This window comes from Bifidobacterium sp. ESL0732, from assembly GCF_029395535.1.
In the GTDB taxonomy this organism is placed as follows: domain Bacteria; phylum Actinomycetota; class Actinomycetes; order Actinomycetales; family Bifidobacteriaceae; genus Bifidobacterium.
Genome location: NZ_CP113920.1, coordinates 1,013,350 through 1,031,944, shown reverse-complemented (window position 1 = coordinate 1,031,944; position 18,595 = coordinate 1,013,350). Strand labels below are relative to the sequence as shown.

At 56.2% G+C, this 18,595-nt stretch carries 14 protein-coding genes; 5 read left to right on the top strand and 9 right to left on the bottom strand.

What is annotated here, in order from left to right:
• Positions 1-74: 74 nt before the first annotated feature.
• Complete coding sequence (locus OZX70_RS03920; protein ID WP_277182096.1) at positions 75-1,412, top strand: nucleobase:cation symporter-2 family protein; 1,338 nt, start codon at positions 75-77, stop codon at positions 1,410-1,412.
• Positions 1,413-1,625: 213 nt separating this feature from the next.
• Here OZX70_RS03920 and OZX70_RS03915 read toward each other — a convergent pair whose 3' ends face one another.
• The 5 genes from OZX70_RS03915 to guaA all read right to left on the bottom strand — a co-directional run bounded on the left by OZX70_RS03915 (position 1,626) and on the right by guaA (position 7,582).
• Entirely contained in the window at positions 1,626-2,798 is a 1,173-nt protein-coding gene (locus tag OZX70_RS03915; protein ID WP_277181924.1) for an ArgE/DapE family deacylase, read from the bottom strand.
• Between the two features lie 143 nt (positions 2,799-2,941).
• Complete coding sequence (locus tag OZX70_RS03910; protein ID WP_277181922.1) at positions 2,942-3,790, bottom strand: aldo/keto reductase; 849 nt, start codon at positions 3,788-3,790, stop codon at positions 2,942-2,944.
• 36 nt (positions 3,791-3,826) lie between these two features.
• Positions 3,827-5,041, bottom strand: coding sequence for an MFS transporter (locus OZX70_RS03905; RefSeq protein ID WP_277181921.1), 1,215 nt, complete (start codon positions 5,039-5,041; stop codon positions 3,827-3,829).
• Positions 5,042-5,236: 195 nt separating this feature from the next.
• Entirely contained in the window at positions 5,237-5,716 is a 480-nt protein-coding gene (locus tag OZX70_RS03900) for a GNAT family N-acetyltransferase (protein ID WP_277181920.1), read from the bottom strand.
• 303 nt (positions 5,717-6,019) lie between these two features.
• On the bottom strand, positions 6,020-7,582 hold the full coding sequence (guaA, locus tag OZX70_RS03895) for a glutamine-hydrolyzing GMP synthase (RefSeq protein ID WP_277181919.1): 1,563 nt from the start codon (positions 7,580-7,582) through the stop codon (positions 6,020-6,022).
• Positions 7,583-7,670: 88 nt separating this feature from the next.
• Here guaA and OZX70_RS03890 point away from each other — a divergent pair, with 88 nt between their 5' ends.
• The 4 genes from OZX70_RS03890 to OZX70_RS03875 all read left to right on the top strand — a co-directional run bounded on the left by OZX70_RS03890 (position 7,671) and on the right by OZX70_RS03875 (position 13,435).
• A complete protein-coding gene (locus OZX70_RS03890; protein ID WP_277181918.1) occupies positions 7,671-7,796 on the top strand; it encodes a hypothetical protein in 126 nt (41 codons plus the stop codon).
• 228 nt (positions 7,797-8,024) lie between these two features.
• Positions 8,025-10,505, top strand: coding sequence for a phosphoketolase (locus tag OZX70_RS03885; protein WP_277181917.1), 2,481 nt, complete (start codon positions 8,025-8,027; stop codon positions 10,503-10,505).
• A 201-nt stretch (positions 10,506-10,706) separates the two neighbouring features.
• Positions 10,707-12,389, top strand: a complete 1,683-nt coding sequence (pta, locus tag OZX70_RS03880) for a phosphate acetyltransferase (RefSeq protein ID WP_277181916.1) — start codon at positions 10,707-10,709, stop codon at positions 12,387-12,389.
• 218 nt (positions 12,390-12,607) lie between these two features.
• Entirely contained in the window at positions 12,608-13,435 is an 828-nt protein-coding gene (locus OZX70_RS03875) for a DeoR/GlpR family DNA-binding transcription regulator (protein ID WP_277181915.1), read from the top strand.
• A 184-nt stretch (positions 13,436-13,619) separates the two neighbouring features.
• Here OZX70_RS03875 and deoC read toward each other — a convergent pair whose 3' ends face one another.
• From deoC to OZX70_RS03855, 4 genes are all read right to left on the bottom strand, one after another.
• The gene (gene deoC / locus OZX70_RS03870; RefSeq protein WP_277181914.1) at positions 13,620-14,345 is read right to left on the bottom strand and encodes a deoxyribose-phosphate aldolase; all 726 of its coding nucleotides are present in this window, start codon (positions 14,343-14,345) and stop codon (positions 13,620-13,622) included.
• Positions 14,338-15,312, bottom strand: coding sequence for a glycyl-radical enzyme activating protein (locus OZX70_RS03865; RefSeq protein WP_277181913.1), 975 nt, complete (start codon positions 15,310-15,312; stop codon positions 14,338-14,340). The genes deoC and OZX70_RS03865 overlap by 8 nt, the downstream gene beginning before the upstream one ends.
• A 33-nt stretch (positions 15,313-15,345) precedes the next feature.
• Entirely contained in the window at positions 15,346-17,760 is a 2,415-nt protein-coding gene (locus tag OZX70_RS03860; RefSeq protein WP_277181912.1) for a pyruvate formate lyase family protein, read from the bottom strand.
• 91 nt (positions 17,761-17,851) lie between these two features.
• Positions 17,852-18,595 carry a hypothetical protein gene (locus OZX70_RS03855; RefSeq protein ID WP_277181911.1) on the bottom strand — a complete coding sequence of 248 codons (744 nt, stop codon included), beginning with the start codon at positions 18,593-18,595 and terminating at the stop codon, positions 17,852-17,854.

Here is an 18,595-nt window from a genome sequence, read left to right as displayed (position 1 = left end):
TGCCGTGGAACAAGCAAAACGACAATCCTAGCGCACGGAAATCAAAACAGCCAAAACCCAGTACCGAAGAGGCACTGACCAGCCTCGATGGGCAGATTTCCTTCTGGCGCGGCGTCCCCTTTGGCCTGCAGCACGTCATGGCGATGTTCGTCGCCAATCTCGCCCCGATCTTCCTGGTGACGGCTGCCGCTCACCTGACGCCTGCACAGTCGGCGATGATCATCCAGAATGGCCTGCTGGTAGCCGGCCTCGGCACCTGTCTGCAGCTTTATCCGCTCTGGCGCGTCGGCAGCCGCCTGCCGATGGTTACCGGCATCTCATTCACCTATGTCGCCGCAGCCACCGCCATCGTCGGTAAACAAGGCTACGGTGCTTTGGTCGGAGCCATTATCGTGGGTGGCCTGCTTGAGCTGGTACTGGGCCTGACCGCCACATTCTGGAAGAAATACGTGCCGCCGATCGTCTCCGCCATCGTCGTAACCTCGATCGGTTTCTCCCTGCTTTCCACCGGCGCTTCCTCGTTTGGCGGCGGATCAGGCGCCAAAGACTTCGGCAGCTGGCAGAACCTCACGCTGGGCCTCATCTCGCTGGTCGCCTGCCTCGCCTTCCAGCTGTTGATGAAAGGCACCGTCAAACAGCTTTCCATCCTCTTCGGTCTGGTCGTAGGCTATATCGTCGCCATACCGATGGGCAAGGTTGATTTCTCAGGCTTCCAGCATCTGCAGGTCGTAAGCCTCCCCCATTTCATGCCGTTCGCCCCGACATTCGACATCGGCTCCATCATTTCCTTCGCACTGCTCTATGTCGTTTCCTCCGTCGAGGTTCTGGGTGATACCGCAGCGCTTTCTCAGGTCGGTCTGAATCGTTTGCCCACCGACAAGGAGACTTCGGGAGCCATCGCCGGCGACGGACTGATCTCCACTGTTTCCGGCCTGTTTGGCTGCCTGCCGCTCACGTCGTTTGCCCAGAACATCGGGCTGGTCGCGGTCACCAAAGTGGTCAACCGTAAGGTCATTCTTTCCGGCGGGCTCATCCTCATCCTCGCCAGCTTTGTGCCTGGCGTGGCCCAGCTGTTCAACTCCATGCCGCAGGCGGTGCTCGGCGGCTGCACCATCATGATGTTTGGCAACATCATCCTCTCCGGCTTCCAGATGATCGCCGAAGCTGGCTTCAGTCAGCGCAACACCACCATCGCAGCGCTCTCGCTCACCATCGGCATCGGCTTCACGCAGGTCGGAGGCATCTTCGCCCAGTTCCCGCAGCTCTTCCAGTCGATTTTTGCCACCAACTGCATTGCGGTCTCGTTCGTGGTCGCAGTAATTTTGAACGCCGTGCTTCCCAGTGAGGAACATTTCCTCGTCAACACTCATAGCGGTTCCGGCGAAAACGATACGACGGAAGCCAAAGACTGAAAATAAAACAGCTGCCGCACTTGGGGTATCACATTGCTGCTCTGACACCGCAAAAGCTTCATCCATCAACGGAAAATTCATCTTTCGATGACGGAAATCGTTGACACAAAAGTGGTCTCACCGAAATTTATCTATTCGATAAGACCACTTTTTGCCGTTCACTGGCACAATCGGGAAGCCGACTGATACCGAATCACGCCGAAATGCATTAGGCTACTTGCTAATTCCCATGTATTCGTCGATGATGTCGTTGTAGATGCCGATGAAGTCGAAGTACATCGCCTTGGGCAGACTTTCGTTGACGCAGTGCATCGTGTCGTTGCCCGGTCCGAACATCACGTAGGCGGTGTCCTTGGGGCTATCGAGCAGGAGCACGCTGCCGTCGGTGCCGCCGGAAACGCCGAACATCGGAATTTCGGCGGACTTGCCCTGCTCGTTTAAGTGGCGCTCCCCCACGGACTTGACGATATCGACGAGCTTGGCGCTTTTCGGCCCGATGACGGGAATGATATCCATGCCGACGGTATAGGAGACACTCGCCTTGTGGCTCTTGTTGAACTTCTCGACTTCCTCATCAACAATCGCCAGAATCTCCTTGTTGTCAAATTCGGGGATGACGCGGATGTTGATCTCGGCGTTGGCCGATTCAGGGATGGCGTTGACCTGCTGGCCGCCACGTATGACGTCGATGTTGTATACGGTATCGCCGAGGTCGGGATTGCTTTTATCTGCAGCCGCCGTCTTGATACGCTTGGAAACAGTATCGAGGAACTCAAGCAGGTTCTCCACCGCGTTGATGCCGAGTGCAGGCGTCGAGCTGTGCGCGGCCTTGCCTTTCATCGCGATGTTGAGATTGAGCTCGCCTTTAGTGGCATAGACGATGTTATAACCGGAAGGTTCGCCGACGAGCAGTGCCTCCACGCCTTTCATATAACCCTGCTTTTCGAGCGCCGCAGCACCCGGCATGCCGACTTCCTCACCTGCGGTAGCCAGAAAACGCACGGTGCCGTGCATCTTGTCCTCGTGCTTCTTCAAGTCGAGCATGGCGAAGACCATGGCGGCAAGACCTGCCTTCATATCGGTGACGCCACGGCCATACACCAGATCGCCGTCTTCAGTAAGCTCGAATGGATCGGTCTTCCAGCCTTCCTGCTGAGCCGATACAGTATCCATATGCCCGGTGATGCCGAGAATCGGATCGCCGTGCCCGAGTTCGGCTACCAGGTTGGCGCGGGTCGGATCGTCCTCAAGTGGCAAAACTTTGCACGGCACGTCAGCCTTATCAAAGATTGCTTTGATCTCGTCGGCGACGACCTTCTCGTTGCCGTTTTCGGTATGCAACCCAATGAACTTGCGTAGCAAATCCATGGCTTCTTGTTCGTTCATGATATTCCTCCTCGTTTAATGACAAGCAGACACTGTTCTATTAAATCACCTCTGTTGGCGAGTACCACCAGTAGTGAAAATCTCAGAGAAATTCCGTTCTCGAATAAAACCAACCAACGGAAAGCACACGCATCATATTTCTATTACCGCTGGCTGGGATTATGGTTGTCGGGGTTCGGATCGGCGAAGGCGTTCAGCTTGTCCATATCCGCGCCTTCGATGGTGAAATCGACCTGCGCGTTGGCTTCGATATGCTCGCGACTCGTCGCCTTGGGGAGTGGCAATACACCGTTCTGCAGGCAGAAGCGAATCGCTAGCTGGGCGGTGGAGACCCCGTACTTTTCGGCCATTGTCTTAAGTTCGGGCGAAGAGAGCAACCCTCCGGTGGCCAGCGGCGAATAGGCCTCGATCAGCTGGCCATGGGATTGCGCAAATGTCCTGTTCCTCGGCTCTGTTGCACCAATATAATACTGGATCTGGTTAGCAGCGGGAGTCACGTCCGAATGATCAAGAATGTTTTTGAGGTCATGGTCGTCGAAATTCGATACACCGATGGCTCGGACACGGCCTGAACGATAGATCTTCTCCATCTCGGCCCACACGGCCAGATTCTCATCATCCATGCGCATCGTTCCGGCATGTTCCCAAGGCCATGGTGCGTGAATCAGGTAAAGGTCAAGCGTGTCGAGACCGAGGTTTTTCATCGTCTTCTCGAAATGAGGCAAGACCCCGTCGGCCTGCTTCACTTCTGCCGGCAGCTTCGAGGTCACGAAAATCTCATCACGGTCGATTCCCGATTCTCTGATGGCACGTCCAACGCTGCGTTCGTTGCCGTACACGTAGGCGGTATCGATGTGGCGATAGCCTACGTCCAGTGCCATCCGCACCGAATCGTAGGCCACTTCCCCATCGGGAATCTGCCAAGTGCCGAAACCGATCTTCGGAATCTTCACTCCGTTATTGAGTGTATAGGTATCAGTAAGAATCGTCATTGCTTCTGCCTTTCGGTTGTTTAAGACTGATGATATTCAGTCTAGCCCCTCATAGATATCGCGATGGCGAATCACGACGATGCCGGAAAGGAACATCAGGACGACGACAACAAGGACCAGTACGATAATCGGCGTCCAAGAATGCAGGGCACCATCTAGTGCACCGAGCGCCACCGGACCGACCGCGGCCAGCAGGTAGCCACCGGACTGGGCCATGCCGGAAAGGCGGGCGGTGTCAGCCGCGTTCGAAGTGCGCTTCTGGAAGAAAATCACGCAGATGCTGAACGCCGCAGCCGAGGCCATGCCCATCAGGGCGGAGGCCACCACATTGAGCGGAAGGTTCGCGCCTGGAACGAGAATACCCAGTACACCCAAGGCAAACCCGCCACCTACGATGCCGTTGATAATGGACAGCCCGTGTTTGTGCTCGGCGATCATCGGCACCGTCAGCGTCAAGGGCATGCCGGTGAGCTGGAAGATCGTGGCGAGATTGCCCGCAGCGACAGCGCTGAAACCGGCCTCCTGCCACATCGATGGCAACCATGTGAGCAACGAGTAATAAAGCATCGATTGTAGGCCAAAGTAAGCCAGAATCACCCAAGCCAACGGCGAACGCCACGGTGTTCTGTCGATCATCGGACGGTCGACACTGGCTTCGACGGCATCGTGTGACGAGCCGGAATGGCGCTGGTTGAGCACCGCAATGGCAATCCATACGACAAGCGCGACAGGTCCCACCAGCGCAAACGTCGCCATACTGGACTGGATGCCAATTCTCGAAGCGACGATACCGGAGGTGGCGGTGCCCAGCGAGGCGACGATCACCTGAGCCATGGTGTAAAGCGTGGTCATGCCAGCGATGTTTTGCGGAAAACGGTCCTTGATGACCGCCGGCAGCAAGACGTTGCCGCCCGCGATGCCGATTCCGAGAACGGCCGTCCCAATCATCAGAGCCCAAGAAGAGGGAATGACGCGCAGGTAACTGCCGACGCTCAGAATAATCAGCGAAACGACAAGCACTTTGTCGCTGCCGTGTTTGGCACCGAACTTACCCATCAGAGGCGAGGCGAACGCGAATCCCAACAACGGGATGGTGGTCAGCAACCCCGCCAGTGAAGTCGGCAAGCCGATTTCGGCCTTCAGATCGTTCAGCAGCGGCGGCATCATAGTGATCGGCATACGCAAGTTCGCACCGGCCAGTATCAATCCCAAAACCACCAGCCATGCGCCCCTGCTCATATGCTTGCTCACTTATCAATCCTCCTAAACTGTTCGTTGACTCAATCATGCCTATCATCTCTCACCTTTGCAGGCGAACAAGGCATCGTGACATTATATTTTGGCATCATCTCAATCGAACGACCGGCAACAACCCGGCGGGTTGAAACTATAAGCCGTCAATTTCGCACTATCTACAGTAACCGACCTACCGACGGATTTGTTTTTCTATCGTGCAAGTTCTTTCAATGTGTCGCCGGCAATCCTGTATGTCGTCCAATCGGACATCTGTTCGGCACCCAACGACAGGTAGAAATCGATGCTTGGCTTGTTCCAGTCCAGGCACCACCATTCCAAACGGCCGCATTTGCGCTCGACGGCAATCCTGGCCAGCTCTTTCAATATCGCTTTACCATAGCCGTGTCCCCTGTATTCCGGCGAAACATACAAATCCTCCAGATACAGGCCTGCTCTGCCCAAAAACGTCGAGAAATTATGGAAGAACAGTGCGAAGCCTATCTCCTTGTGGCCAAGACAGGCGAAAATGACCTCCGCCTTCTGCTTGTCGAAAATCCATTCCTCGAGCGTTTCCTCATCGGCGACGACCTCGTCCAGCATTTTCTCGTAATCGGCAAGTTCCTTGATGAATTTCAGAATAAGCGTAACGTCTTTTCGCTGTGCATATCTGAATGTCAATTCGTTGTCCATATTTCATTTTCCTTTCAAAGCGGCAAACTGTCAGATTGATTATCACCGTTCTTGGGTTATTTCGGGTCAGGCTATATCTCACATTGCCGAACACATGAACAGGTTATCGATCCATGCAATCAAATCAATGATATTCCGGATTCCCATCGGTTCAGTCACTTCAGGCAGCCGTGCCGGGCCGAAAGCTTTCACATGGCGCTGGAACGATATGTTTATTGCACAAACCAACAGAATAAACAAAAAGGCGTTGTGCCCGTATTGGCATGCGGGCACAACACCATCCAGGCAAAAAGTCTGCTTGGCTCACTCCCACTCGATGGTGGCCGGCGGCTTGGAGGTGCAGTCCAGCACCACACGGTTGATGCCGCGGCACTCGTTGGTGATGCGCGTGGAAATCGTGGCCAGCACATCGTAGGGCAGGCGGTACCAGTCGGCGGTCATCGCGTCGTCTGAAGAGATAGGACGCAGCACGATCGGCGAGCCGTACGTGCGTTCATCGCCCTGTACACCCACAGAATGGACGTTGGCGAGCAGGACCACCGGGCACTGCCAGATGTCGCGGTCGAGTCCGGCCTTGGTCATTTCCTCGCGGGCGATGGCGTCGGCCTCACGAAGCAGATCAAGACGTTCACGGGTGACTTCACCGATGATACGGATGCCGAGACCCGGTCCTGGGAACGGCTGGCGCCAGACGATATTATCCGGAAGGCCGAGCTTGGTGCCGATCGCACGAACCTCATCTTTGAAAAGACTGCGCAACGGCTCGATGAGCTTGAACTTGACGTCCTTGGGCAGTCCGCCGACGTTGTGATGCGACTTGATATTTGCCGCACCGTCGCCGCCGCCGGATTCAACGACATCCGGATAGAGCGTGCCCTGCACGAGGAATTTGACTTCCTTGCCGCGGGCTCCGGCCTCCTCGAGGACCTGCTTCTGGGCCTTCTCAAAGGTGCGGATAAACTTCTCGCCGATGATCTTGCGCTTGCGTTCCGGCTCGGTGACTCCCTTCAGAGCGGCCAAGAACTCTTCGGAAGCGTCGACTTCAATGAGACGAATGCCCGTGGCCTCGACGAAATCATGGCGGACCTGCTCGGCCTCACCCTTGCGCAGCATGCCGTGGTCGACGAAGACACAGGTGAGCTGGTCGCCGATGGCTTTGTGCACCAAAGTCGCCGCAACGGCGGAATCGACACCGCCGGAAAGCCCGCAGATGACCTCGGCATCACCGACCTCCTCGCGGATTTTCTTGACCTGCGTGTCAATAATATTGTCGGCATCCCAATCACTGGGCAGACCGGCGCATTTGTGAAGGAACGTGGAGAATAGCTCGTTACCAAGCGGAGTGTGCTTGACTTCTGGATGCCACTGCACGCCATAAAGTTTGCGGGACTCGTCCTCCATCGCGGCCACAGGGGCACCTTCGGTATGCGCGAGTACTTTGAAGCCCTTTGGAGCTTTTTCGACGGCGACTCCATGGCTCATCCATGTAGTCTGTTCGTCCGGCGAACCGGCAAGTACGCCTTCGGCATCATCGATCACGGCCTCGGTCTTGCCGTATTCACCGAGCGCTGCCTTATCGACCTTGCCTCCCAGCTCGTTGGCCATAACCTGGAAGCCATAGCAGATGCCCAGCACCGGCACGCCCGCATCGAAGATCTTCTTGTCAATCTTCGGAGCGCCCGGCTCGTAGACTGAGGCGGGGCCACCAGAAAGGATGATGGCCTTTGGATCCTTCGCCAGCATCTCGTCCACCGGCATGGAATGCGGTACTAATTCGGAATAGACATGCGCCTCACGCACGCGCCGCGCGATAAGCTGGGCATATTGTGCACCGAAGTCAACGACAAGCACTGGACCTTTTGCCATGGATTCTCCCTATAGATAATCTCAGTATGAAACAGATATAAAGTAGTGTCCATTCTCGCGGTTCAAGGCGACAAAATCAAGAGTTTCGATGGTGGAAGTGGAACAAACAAAAAACAACATCACAAAAAACAACACGCCGCGTGAATTTTCTGTGAATCGAACATTGCTAAGCCTTGGCGTTACGGAGTTTATGGCTCAATTTCAACGTTTGTAAGTTGTTTTTTTACGTGCGAAAATCTCACAAATTATTTGTAGAATATAACATTATTTCACAAAAATAGCCCAACATCGCACACAGATGCAAAAAAACGTCCAAAAGTCTGAGTCGACACGTAAAGTGAACATCGATTGGGCACGAACCTGAACATCAATATTAACAAAGGTTTGAGCCCGAAGAAAATAATCAATTGCACACAATGTGTACAGGAGTACAGGAGCATAAATGACTAGTCCTGTTATTGGCACCCCGTGGAAGAAGCTCGGCAAGCCGGTTTCTGATGAGGCTCTCGAAGGAGTCGACAAGTATTGGCGTACCGCCAACTATCTTTCCATCGGTCAGATTTATCTGCGTAGCAACCCGTTGATGAAGGAGCCCTTCACCCGCAAGGACGTCAAGTATCGTCTCGTGGGCCACTGGGGCACCACCCCGGGTCTGAACTTCCTGTTCGGCCACATCAACCGTCTTATCGCCGACCACCAGCAGAACACCGTGTTCATCATGGGCCCTGGCCACGGCGGCCCTGCAGGCACCTCGCAGTCGTATCTTGATGGTACGTATACGGAGTATTATCCGGAGGTCACCAGGGACGAGGCGGGGCTGCAGAAATTCTTCCGCCAGTTCTCGTATCCTGGCGGCATCCCGTCGCACTTCGCCCCGGAGACGCCGGGCTCGATCCATGAGGGCGGCGAGCTCGGCTACGCTTTGAGCCACGCGTACGGCGCGATCATGAACAACCCGAGCCTGTTCGTGCCGGCCGTGGTCGGCGACGGCGAGGCCGAGACCGGCCCGCTGGCCACGAGCTGGCAGTCCAACAAGCTCGTCAACCCGCGCACCGACGGCATCGTGCTGCCGATCCTGCACCTCAACGGCTACAAGATCGCCAACCCGTCCATCCTCTCCCGCATCCCCGACGAGGAGCTGCACGAGTTCTTCGCGGGCATGGGCTACGAGCCCTTCGAGTTCGTCGCGGGCTTCGACGACGAGGACCACATGTCCATCCACCGCCGTTTCGCCGGCATGCTCGAGGAGGTCTTCGACAGGATCTGCGACATCAAGGCCAAGGCCCAGACCGACGACATGGACCGCCCCACCTACCCGATGATCATCTTCCGCACCCCCAAGGGCTGGACCTGCCCGAAGTACATCGACGGCAAGAAGACCGAGGGCTCCTGGCGCGCCCACCAGGTCCCGCTGGCCAGCGCCCGCGACACCGAGGCCCACTTCCAGGTCCTCAAGGGCTGGATGGAGTCCTACCGGCCCGAGGAGCTCTTCGACGAGAAGGGCGCCGTGCGCCCCGAGGTCACCGCGTTCATGCCCACCGGCGAGCTGCGCCTGGGCCAGAACCCGAACGCCAACGGCGGCCGCATCCGCGAGGACCTGCGCCTGCCGGCCCTCGACGCCTACGAGGTCAAGGGCGTCAAGGAGTTCGGCCACGGCTGGGGACAGCTCGAGGCCACCCGCCAGCTGGGCAACTACACCCGCGACATCATCAAGATGAACCCGGACTCGTTCCGCATCTTCGGGCCCGACGAGACCGCGTCCAACCGCCTGCAGGCCGCCTACGAGGTCACCGACAAGCAGTGGGACAACGGCTACCTCTCCGAACAGACCGACGAGCACCTGGCCGTGACCGGCCAGGTCATCGAGCAGCTCTCCGAGCACCAGATGGAGGGCTTCCTCGAGGGCTACGTCCTCACCGGCCGCCACGGCATCTGGAGCACCTACGAGTCCTTCGCCCACGTCATCGACTCCATGCTCAACCAGCACGCCAAATGGCTCGAGGCCACCGTCCGCCACATCCCGTGGCGCAAGCCCGTCGCCTCGATCAACATGCTGATCTCCTCGCACGTCTGGCGCCAGGACCACAACGGCTTCTCCCACCAGGACCCGGGCGTGAGCTCCGTGCTGCTCAACAAGGCGTTCAACAACGACCACGTCGTGGCCGAGTACTTCCCCGCCGACGCCAACATGCTGCTCGCCGTCGCCGAGAAGGCCTTCAAATCCACGAACAAGATCAACGCCATCTTCGCCGGCAAGCAGCCCGCCGCCACCTGGCAGACCCTCGACGAGGCCCGCGCCGAACTGGAGAAGGGCGCGGCCGAATGGAAGTGGGCCTCCACCGCCAAGGACAACGACGAGGCCCAGATCGTGCTCGCCTGCGTCGGCGACGTGCCCACCCTCGAGACCATGGCCGCCAGCGAGAAGCTCAAGGAGTTCGGCATCAAATTCAAGGTCGTCAACATCGTCGACACCCTCAAGCTGCAAAGCCCCAAGGACAACGACGAGGCCCTGAGCGACGACGAGTTCACCGAGCTGTTCACCCCGGACAAGCCCGTCCTCCTCGCCTACCACTCCTACGCCCACGACATCCACGCCCTCATCTACGACCGCCCCAACCACGACAGCTTCAACGTCCACGGCTACAAGGAGGAAGGCTCCACCACCACGCCCTACGACATGGTGCGCGTCAACGACATGGACCGCTACGAGCTCACCGCCGAGGTGCTCCGCACCCTCGACCCGGACAAGTACGCCCACGAGATCGACAAGCTCGAACAGTTCCGCACCGACGCCTTCCAGTTCGCCGTCGACGAAGGCTACGACCACCCCGACTACACCGGCTTCGTCTACTCCGACGTCAAAAACCAGGACGCCAAAGCCACCGCCAAAGCCGCCATGAGCACCGGCAGCGACAACGAATGAGCTGATTCTCATTCGACTACGCTTCAAGTAGTCATTTGATAGAAAAGGACATCGGGTTTCGGCCCGGTGCCCTTTTCTATTATTCAATTTCAGTATTGGACAACCAACGTCGGCTACGTCACACCTCCGCCTAAAATGGAAACGATCGATATCGTAGTTGATCGAAAAGATCGTGTGCAACATGCATAAAGGAGTTATCTCGTGACAAACGAAGTCATTTATATCGCCAGCCCAGAAGGCAAGAACGGCCGTAACGTAGTGGCCTACGGCGTGGTGAAAGCCCTTTCCGCCCAAGGAAAGACGGCCGTATTCCGTCCGGTCGCCTGCAAGAAGGAAACGTTCAGCGCCGAACTGCTCAAGGCCTCCAATGCCGGACAGTCCGTCGACCAGGTGCGCGGTGTGTGCCCCAAGTGCGCACGCAAAGACAAAGCCTCGGCACGAGGTGATATCGTCGCCGCTTATAGCGCCGAGCTGGAACGCACCAACCCTGACTCGATGGTGATCGTCGGCAGCGACGGTTCCGCCATCTTCGACCCGGAAGCGTTCACCTTCAATGCCGAAATCGCATCCGACCTCAAGGCCAAGACCTTCCTCGCCATCTGCACCATTCCACGCAACGGCGAACAGGTGAAGGCGAGCGTCGAAACCTGCACGGCTGAAGTCGAACAGGCCGGCGGAAAGGTCGTCGGCGTCTTTGTCACCGGTTGCACCGATGAAAAGGCCACAGACGCCAAGGAAGCCCTGAAGGACTCCCCCGTTCCGGTCTGGACTATCCCTGCCGTTGACTTCCCCTCCGACACTGATTCTGATGCCGCTGATAAGGCCGCCAAGGCCTTTGCCGACAACGCTCCCGCCTCCGAGGTCGTGGCTGCGGCTCGCACATCGTTCGACGCCCCGACCACGCCGTACGCATTCCAGAATGGCCTGCTGGCCAGCGCCAAGGCTCACAAGAAGACCATCGTGCTGCCGGAAGGTTCGGAAGACCGCATCATCAAAGCCGCGGATTACCTGTTGGAGCGCGACATCGTCAATCTGATCATCGTCGGCGACAAGGACGCCATCCTTGCTCGCGGCAAGGAACTCGGTCTCAAGTCGCTCGAGAAGGCCTCCTATCAGCCGATGGACGATGAGAGCGTGCTCGAGCCGATGACCACCAAACTGTGCGAACTGCGCGCCAAGAAGGGCATGACGCCCGAGCAGGCCCGCAAGCAGCTGACCGACCCGAGCTATTTCGGCACCATGCTGGTAGTACTTGGCAAGGCCGATGGCCTGGTCTCCGGCTCGATCAACTCCACAGCCAACACCGTGCGCCCAGCACTGCAAGTCATCAAGACCAAGCCCGGCGCCTCGCTGGTCTCCGGCGCGTTCCTTATGTGCTTCAAAGACCATGTGGCCGTCTTCGCCGACTGCGCCATCAACCTCAACCCGAACGCCGAACAGCTGGCCGACATCGCCATCCAGTCCGCGCAGACCGCCAAGTCCTTTGGTATCGACCCCAAGGTGGGCATGCTCTGCTACTCCACCCTTGGCTCCGGCAAGGGCCCGGACGTCGATCTGGTCGAGGAAGCCACGAAGCTCGTTCACGAGAAGGCCCCAGATCTGCCTGCCGTCGGCTCCATCCAGTTTGATGCCGCCTGGTCGCCCACCGTGGCCGCTACGAAGGCCAAGGGCAACGATGTGGCGGGCCATGTCAACGTGTTCGTTTTCCCGTCGCTTGCCGCCGGCAACATCGCCTATAAGGCCGTGCAGCGCACCTCCGGCGCCATCGCCATCGGCCCGGTGCTCCAAGGCCTCAACAAGCCCGTCAATGACCTCTCACGCGGCGCCTTGGTCGAAGACATCATCAACACGGTGGCGTTGACCGCGGTGGAGGCCCAGCAGTAAACAGCAAAGGACAACGTTTATGAAGCAATCGGGACATGTAAGGCAATCCGCCAATTTTATAAAAGATTGACGATTCTTTGCATGTCCCGATTGTTTTATGACGAGATTATTTTTAGACAAATAAAAGAAACGCTGCACACCGGTTTTGAATTTCACGAACCATTACGATTAAGGCTTTCCATTCCAGTAGCAACCAGGTCGAAACAGGAAAAGAAGGTATGATGCCGGGAAATCAACGAGAAGACATCGGCGCGCGTCACGTCCAAATCCAGCATCTGCTTGCGGAAAACGGACCAACCAAGGTCAAGGATATCGCTGAACAGCTGCATTTTTCGGATGTCACCATCTATCGCGATATCAAGAAGCTCGAAAAGGAAGGCATTCTTCAGCTCGACAACGGCATCGTCGTGCTTTCGCGCTCCTTCGCCAGCGAGATACCGCCTTCTTCACGATACGAAAGCAACCTTGCAGCCAAGGAAATCATCTGTACCAGAGCTTCGGAATTTATTCGTCCGGATTCGACCATCATCCTCGATGACTCCTCGACAGTACTACCTCTGTTGGATTTCATCAAAAAGAAAGCTCCGCTCACCGTCATCACCAATTCCGTCTTCGCCGGGGAACAATTGATGAGCGCCTCAGGTATACGTCTCTATATGACGGGAGGACTTTATTATCCTTGGGCCAACGCTTTTCATGGCCACATGGCGATTCACGCATTGCAATCATTGCAAGCGGACATCTGTTTTATCTCGACGACTTCCGTCACCAGCCGTGGCGCCGCCGATTCCTATGACGCAACCGCCGAACTGAAGTCGGCCATGCTTTCAATATCCGAAACCAAGATTCTTCTGGCGGACAATTCGAAATTCAGCAAACGTGCCCTGTACATCGCAGGAACCCTGTCCGATTTCGATTACATCATCACCGACAAGACGCCCGCAAACATCAAGCCGGAGCAGCTCGCCGAAGCCCATACCCAACTGATCACGGTCGGTCCGGAAGCCAACGCCGAAAACAGCGGGATAGGCACCAAACCGCTATGATTGCACGCGGTCACATGCCATATTCGGTATAAACATATCCATGGAAAAAGGTGGAAGTCCCATAGGGATTCCCACCTTTTACTTTGCATATTCTCGGTTATCAAAGATATCAGTTCTACGTCATGGAAAGTGCACTGTGTCTGATACCGAAGCAACCTGAGTTAACCTACCGATTTTCGGCCTTTTACTCAGCGGCACCGGCCAGCACTTTCGGCGTGGAAGTGCAGTTTAGACCGATACGATCGACACCAAGGTCGATAAGCGCCAAGAAATGCTCACGGGTGCGAATGTGCGCTGAAGCCTTCACCTTGATACGCCCGTCAGCAGCTTTCATGACCTTCTTCATCACTTCCACCGATCCGCCAACCGTAGGGCCTCCAGTATAGAAACCGGTCGAGGTCTTGACGAAATCAGCACCGGAGGCAATCACCGCTTCGGTGGCTTCGACAATCTGCTCATCGGAAAGCGCATCCGTTTCGATAATGACTTTGGAAACCACTCCTGCCTCCCTGCAGGCATCGACGGCACCACGAAGCTCCTCACCGGCCTGCGCCGCATGACCCGAGCGCACCATACCGTAGTTGATGACCAGGTCCAGATCCGTCAGGCCTTCGTGGCGGCAATATTCCTTTGCCAATTGCGTCTTGTCTTCGGCGGTTCCCTGCCCGAAGGGGAAATCGCAGACGACGGACATACCTGTATTGGTGTTCTCCACGATAGGAGACACAAAATCAAGCGATGCCGGATTGACACAGACGGAAGCCACACCGAAACCGACACCGTCTCGCGTGATCTGCTTGATCTCGTCTTCGGTGGCTTCTGGACGGAGAATCGTATGGTCGATATATCTGGCCAGTTCAGCTTTCGTCATCTCTTTCGCAGGTTTGCGTTGTGTTGTTCCTTCAGTCATTTTTTACTCCTTTTGTAACTGAAAAATCTTGACGTATTTCCGCCTTGTGCCCGTTGGACAGGCCTTTGGGAAAATCCGTACTCATGCCGTGACGACGAATTTCGCCACGGATTTCTTCCATGCATTGATCACTGGGCGGGTCGAGCTTGGCAAAGTCGTAGGCTCTTCCCAGCCCTGTGTATTTTGAGGTGCCCAAACGGTGAAATGGCAGCACATCGTAGTATTTCACTCCGGCGTCAGCCAGAAATTCAATCATGTCTTCGACCTGACCGTTTTCCATATTGATGCCCGGTATCAACGGGGACCTCACGCAGAGCCGCTCCGGGTCGTAATGTGCCATCCAACGGATATTGTCCAATGAGGTTTCGTTGGAATGTCCCATGTACTTTCGGTAGGTTTCAGGGTCGGTGGACGTCAGGCTGCAGATGAACAGATCGATGTTGTCGCTCACCTCGACAATCGATTTCAGCGGCACACCAGCAGCTGTTTCGACCGCGGTATGCAGACCGTGCTCTTTGCACAGCCTTGCCGTCTCATCGACGAATCTGGCCTGCACCAACGGCTCCCCGCCAGAGAAGGTGACGCCGCCCTGCCCGCTTCTGCGGTAGAAAGGCATGTCCCGCAAGACCTTTTCAGTGACTTCCTCAGGGCTTTGCATATTGCCTACGATCTTCAAAGCTCCTGTGGGACAGGCCTTCACCCATTCGAGTTGCGACGGACGTATCCGCTCACGGTGCAGCACCAATTTCCCGTCCTGCATCTCGACTTCACCGTTCTGCGCCGCTTGCACGCAAAGGCCGCATTCGATGCATTTCTTCGACGAGAACATCACCTGCCGATACGGCTTGATGCCTTCGGGATTGGCGCACCAGGTGCACGAGTAGGAGCAGCCCTTCAAGAACACCACGGTGCGTATGCCCGGTCCGTCGTGAATCGAGAACCGCTGGATATTGAATACTCGTCCCATGGACGGATGGTCCGTTGTCAATTCTTTTACCTCTCAGACACTTTCGTTGATGGTTCGAGAGATGATCTCGTTCTGGATGTCGCGGTCCAACTCCACGAAGAACGCCGAATATCCGGCTACACGAACTACTAAGCCGCGATAGTTCTCGGGGTGCTTCTGCGCGTCGATGAGCGTCTCTGAAGACAGGACGTTGAGCTGGATATGGACCCCGCCGATATCAAAATAACCGCGAATCAGGTCGACGACCTTCTTTCGATCAGTGGCATTACGAATCAAAGCAGGCACGAACTTGATGTTCAGGCAGACACCGTTGATCGCTTGTGTCTGGTCCCAGCTGGCCACCGACTTCATCTCGGCGGTCGGCCCTTCGACGTCCTCACCCTGCTTGGGCGAGATGCCGCCGTCGGCCAACGGTGTCAACGCATTACGGCCACTGGGAAGCGCACCGACTTGACGGCCAAGCGGCGTGTTCGAAGAAAGGCAGAACAGGCCTGGAATATAGTGGCCGCCGCCCGGGCTCTTGAACCGACGCACGGAATCCGAATACTGCTTGGCCACGAATGCGACCATCTCATCCGCCTCGTCGTTGTCATTTCCGTACTTCGGTACGTTCAGACAACGCTGTTGGATCACCTTGTCGGAGAAGTCAGTCTCAAGAGACTTGACGAGCTCCTCACGGCTCATCTTCGACTCGTCGAACACCAGCTGCTTCATGACCAGCAGGGAATCCGCCACATCCGAAAGACCCACGCCGTTGACGCCTGTGGCATCATAGAGAGCACCGCTATTGGTGCAGTCATGGCCGGATTCAAGACATCCGTCGATCAGGATCGAGGAATAGATGTGCGGCGTCTGGCGCTTGTGAAGCGTCGCCATCGTATTGAGCGAGCAAACCATCAGCGAGACGAAGTAGTCGACCTGCTCGCTGTAGGCCTTCTTAACGTCGTCGAAGGTGTTCATATCGGCGAAATGGCCGGTGTGCGGGCCGAGCTGCTGGCCGGAGACCGGGCATTTTCCGTCGTTGATTGCCAGCTCGAGGCACTTGGCGAGGTTGAAGTAGCAGCTGTTGGTGCGAGCCATGGTATTGCCTTGGCCGGTCGGTTCCACACAACCCACCAACGACCAGTCACGCGCTTCTTCGAGGCTCATGCCGTGTTCGCGCATCAGGGCGGGGATGATCCGTTCGTCATTGAAGAATGGGTCCTTGCCGCCTTCCTTGTGGCCGAGAATCCGAAGGACTCGATTGATGAACTCATCCGGAGTCTTCTTGCTGACACGGATGCCCACGTTCGGCTCGGAATTGAACACGGCCTCTTCTGCATCGAGACACAGATACGACAAGTCGTTGACCGCGTCATTGCCATTCTTGTCGACGCCACCGAGGGTGATGCCGATAGTAGTGGCGAAACCGCCATTGTTGCGTGCCGACGAATAGGACTTGGCCTTGATCAGATCCATGTGCTTGACCCACAGTGCCTGGATGATGGTCGAAATCTCATCTTTGGTGAAGGTTCCGTCCTTGAGATCCTTGACGTAGAAGGGGTACATGTACTGGTCGAAACGTCCGCCGGAAATGGCACCGCCGTTCTGGGCGCAGTAATCGATGAGCAGCGTGAACCAATAGGATTGAGCCGCCTCGAAGAAATTGCGGGCCGGGCGATACGGTACCTGAGCACAATTGCTGGCGATGAGTCTCAGTTCCTTGGCACGTTCTGGGTCATCGGTCTCATTGGCCATGCCGGTCGCCAAGTCCGAGAAGCGCTGCTGGAAGATGCGCACACCGTCCACAACGACCTGAACAGCCATATAGAACGAACGCTTGTCGGAATATTCCAGATCTGTCGGATCGAGCTGCGCAAGTTTCTTTGCCGCAAGACGCTCTGAACCCTCAAAACCTTCGTCGATAATCCGCTTGATATTGGGCTGATAATGTCCGTAACCGGACGAGGCTCTGCTCAGCGGGTCAAAGGGACGATATGGAGAGTCGAGGATATCAGTGATCTGCGAAGGCAGCAGGTTACGAGCAAGCGAACTGGTGGAATAGCCTTCCCACTTCGGGAAAATGTCATCGACCAGATAGTCGATCTCCTCAGGTGCGATCTGGAGGGTATCGACCTGGCGAACCGGCATCTTCTCGAGCTCTTCGCGTGAAAGACTGCCGAATTCCGGATAAATCGGTGCAGAACGGAGTGTGGAACCGTGGTTGCCCACAATTAGTTCGTTGTCGCCGATGAAAATGGTCTTTTTCATCAACAGATCTTTCAACGCATACGCTCGGCGAAGCACTTGCGGCAATCCGACGGTCTTCTCGTAGCTTTCGGTAACGATTCCCGCCCGTTCGACATCGATTCTCGGTTTGACAGAACGTATCTCATCATTGAGAATCTCCGTGCGCTTGGGGGCAAGCAAACCTATCTTGCCTTTGGTTTTCATCATTGTTCTGGTCATAATGACCTCCTTTTTCCATCGTCATATAACCAATGTCGCTATGGCCTCATTGCCTTTTCAGACCGATAAAGCCGTAGCAAGTAAAGATGTTTTACTGTGCGAGTGCAGCCTTCTTGATAGGCTCGTTGTTCTCACCACGGACACCGAGGAGTTTTTCGGTGAAGTGCTTGCTGAACCAATCCACGATGGTGCCGATGAAGAATCCCATGATGATCGTGCCGATACCGAGGATGCCGATACCGAGGTTGAACTTGATCAGGATGCCGGCGATGATAATCGTGATGATATCTTGGCAGGTGCGGAACACGCGATAGCTGATCTTCGGGAAGTGACGGTGCAGGCTGGGGGCGATACCGTCATACGGGCAGGCACCGAGGTTCGGACGAATCTGCAGGGAAACGCCGAGGCAGAAGAAGAACAGGCCGATGACCAGATGAATCGCGAGAATCCACCAAGAGAACGTCGGGTTGTAGAAGTGATGGTAGATCGAAGTGAACGTATCAGTGAAGAATCCTACGAGCGTCATGTTGGTGATCATGCCGAAGCCGAAAATCGAGCGATCGAAAGGAATAACAATCAGTATGAATAGAATCGTGTTCACCAGAGGCACCATCCACGTGTAGGCGATGCCCGTGAGATGGGAAAGTGCCATCAGGAACGCCGCGTACGGGTCAACGCCCACGAAGCCGACGTTGCAGACGCCGATGCCGATGGAGACGATGACGACGCCGACAAGATTGACGAGGATTCTGCGTAACAGGGAATAGGGTTTCAGTGTCCATTGCTCACGATCGGTGACCAGGGTCCACCAATGCATCTGTTTTATGCTTTTCAT

Coding starts and splice junctions, on each gene's coding strand:
- OZX70_RS03885 (WP_277181917.1), top strand. CDS start 8,025: ATGACTAGTCCTGTTATTGGCACCCCGTGGAAGAAGCTCGGCAAGCCG.
- OZX70_RS03860 (WP_277181912.1), bottom strand. CDS start 17,760: ATGACCAGAACAATGATGAAAACCAAAGGCAAGATAGGTTTGCTTGCC.
- deoC (WP_277181914.1), bottom strand. CDS start 14,345: ATGACTGAAGGAACAACACAACGCAAACCTGCGAAAGAGATGACGAAA.
- OZX70_RS03890 (WP_277181918.1), top strand. CDS start 7,671: ATGGTGGAAGTGGAACAAACAAAAAACAACATCACAAAAAACAACACG.
- OZX70_RS03915 (WP_277181924.1), bottom strand. CDS start 2,798: ATGAACGAACAAGAAGCCATGGATTTGCTACGCAAGTTCATTGGGTTG.
- guaA (WP_277181919.1), bottom strand. CDS start 7,582: ATGGCAAAAGGTCCAGTGCTTGTCGTTGACTTCGGTGCACAATATGCC.
- OZX70_RS03875 (WP_277181915.1), top strand. CDS start 12,608: ATGATGCCGGGAAATCAACGAGAAGACATCGGCGCGCGTCACGTCCAA.
- OZX70_RS03865 (WP_277181913.1), bottom strand. CDS start 15,312: ATGGGACGAGTATTCAATATCCAGCGGTTCTCGATTCACGACGGACCG.
- OZX70_RS03900 (WP_277181920.1), bottom strand. CDS start 5,716: ATGGACAACGAATTGACATTCAGATATGCACAGCGAAAAGACGTTACG.
- OZX70_RS03910 (WP_277181922.1), bottom strand. CDS start 3,790: ATGACGATTCTTACTGATACCTATACACTCAATAACGGAGTGAAGATT.
- OZX70_RS03855 (WP_277181911.1), bottom strand. CDS start 18,595: ATGAAAAGCATAAAACAGATGCATTGGTGGACCCTGGTCACCGATCGT.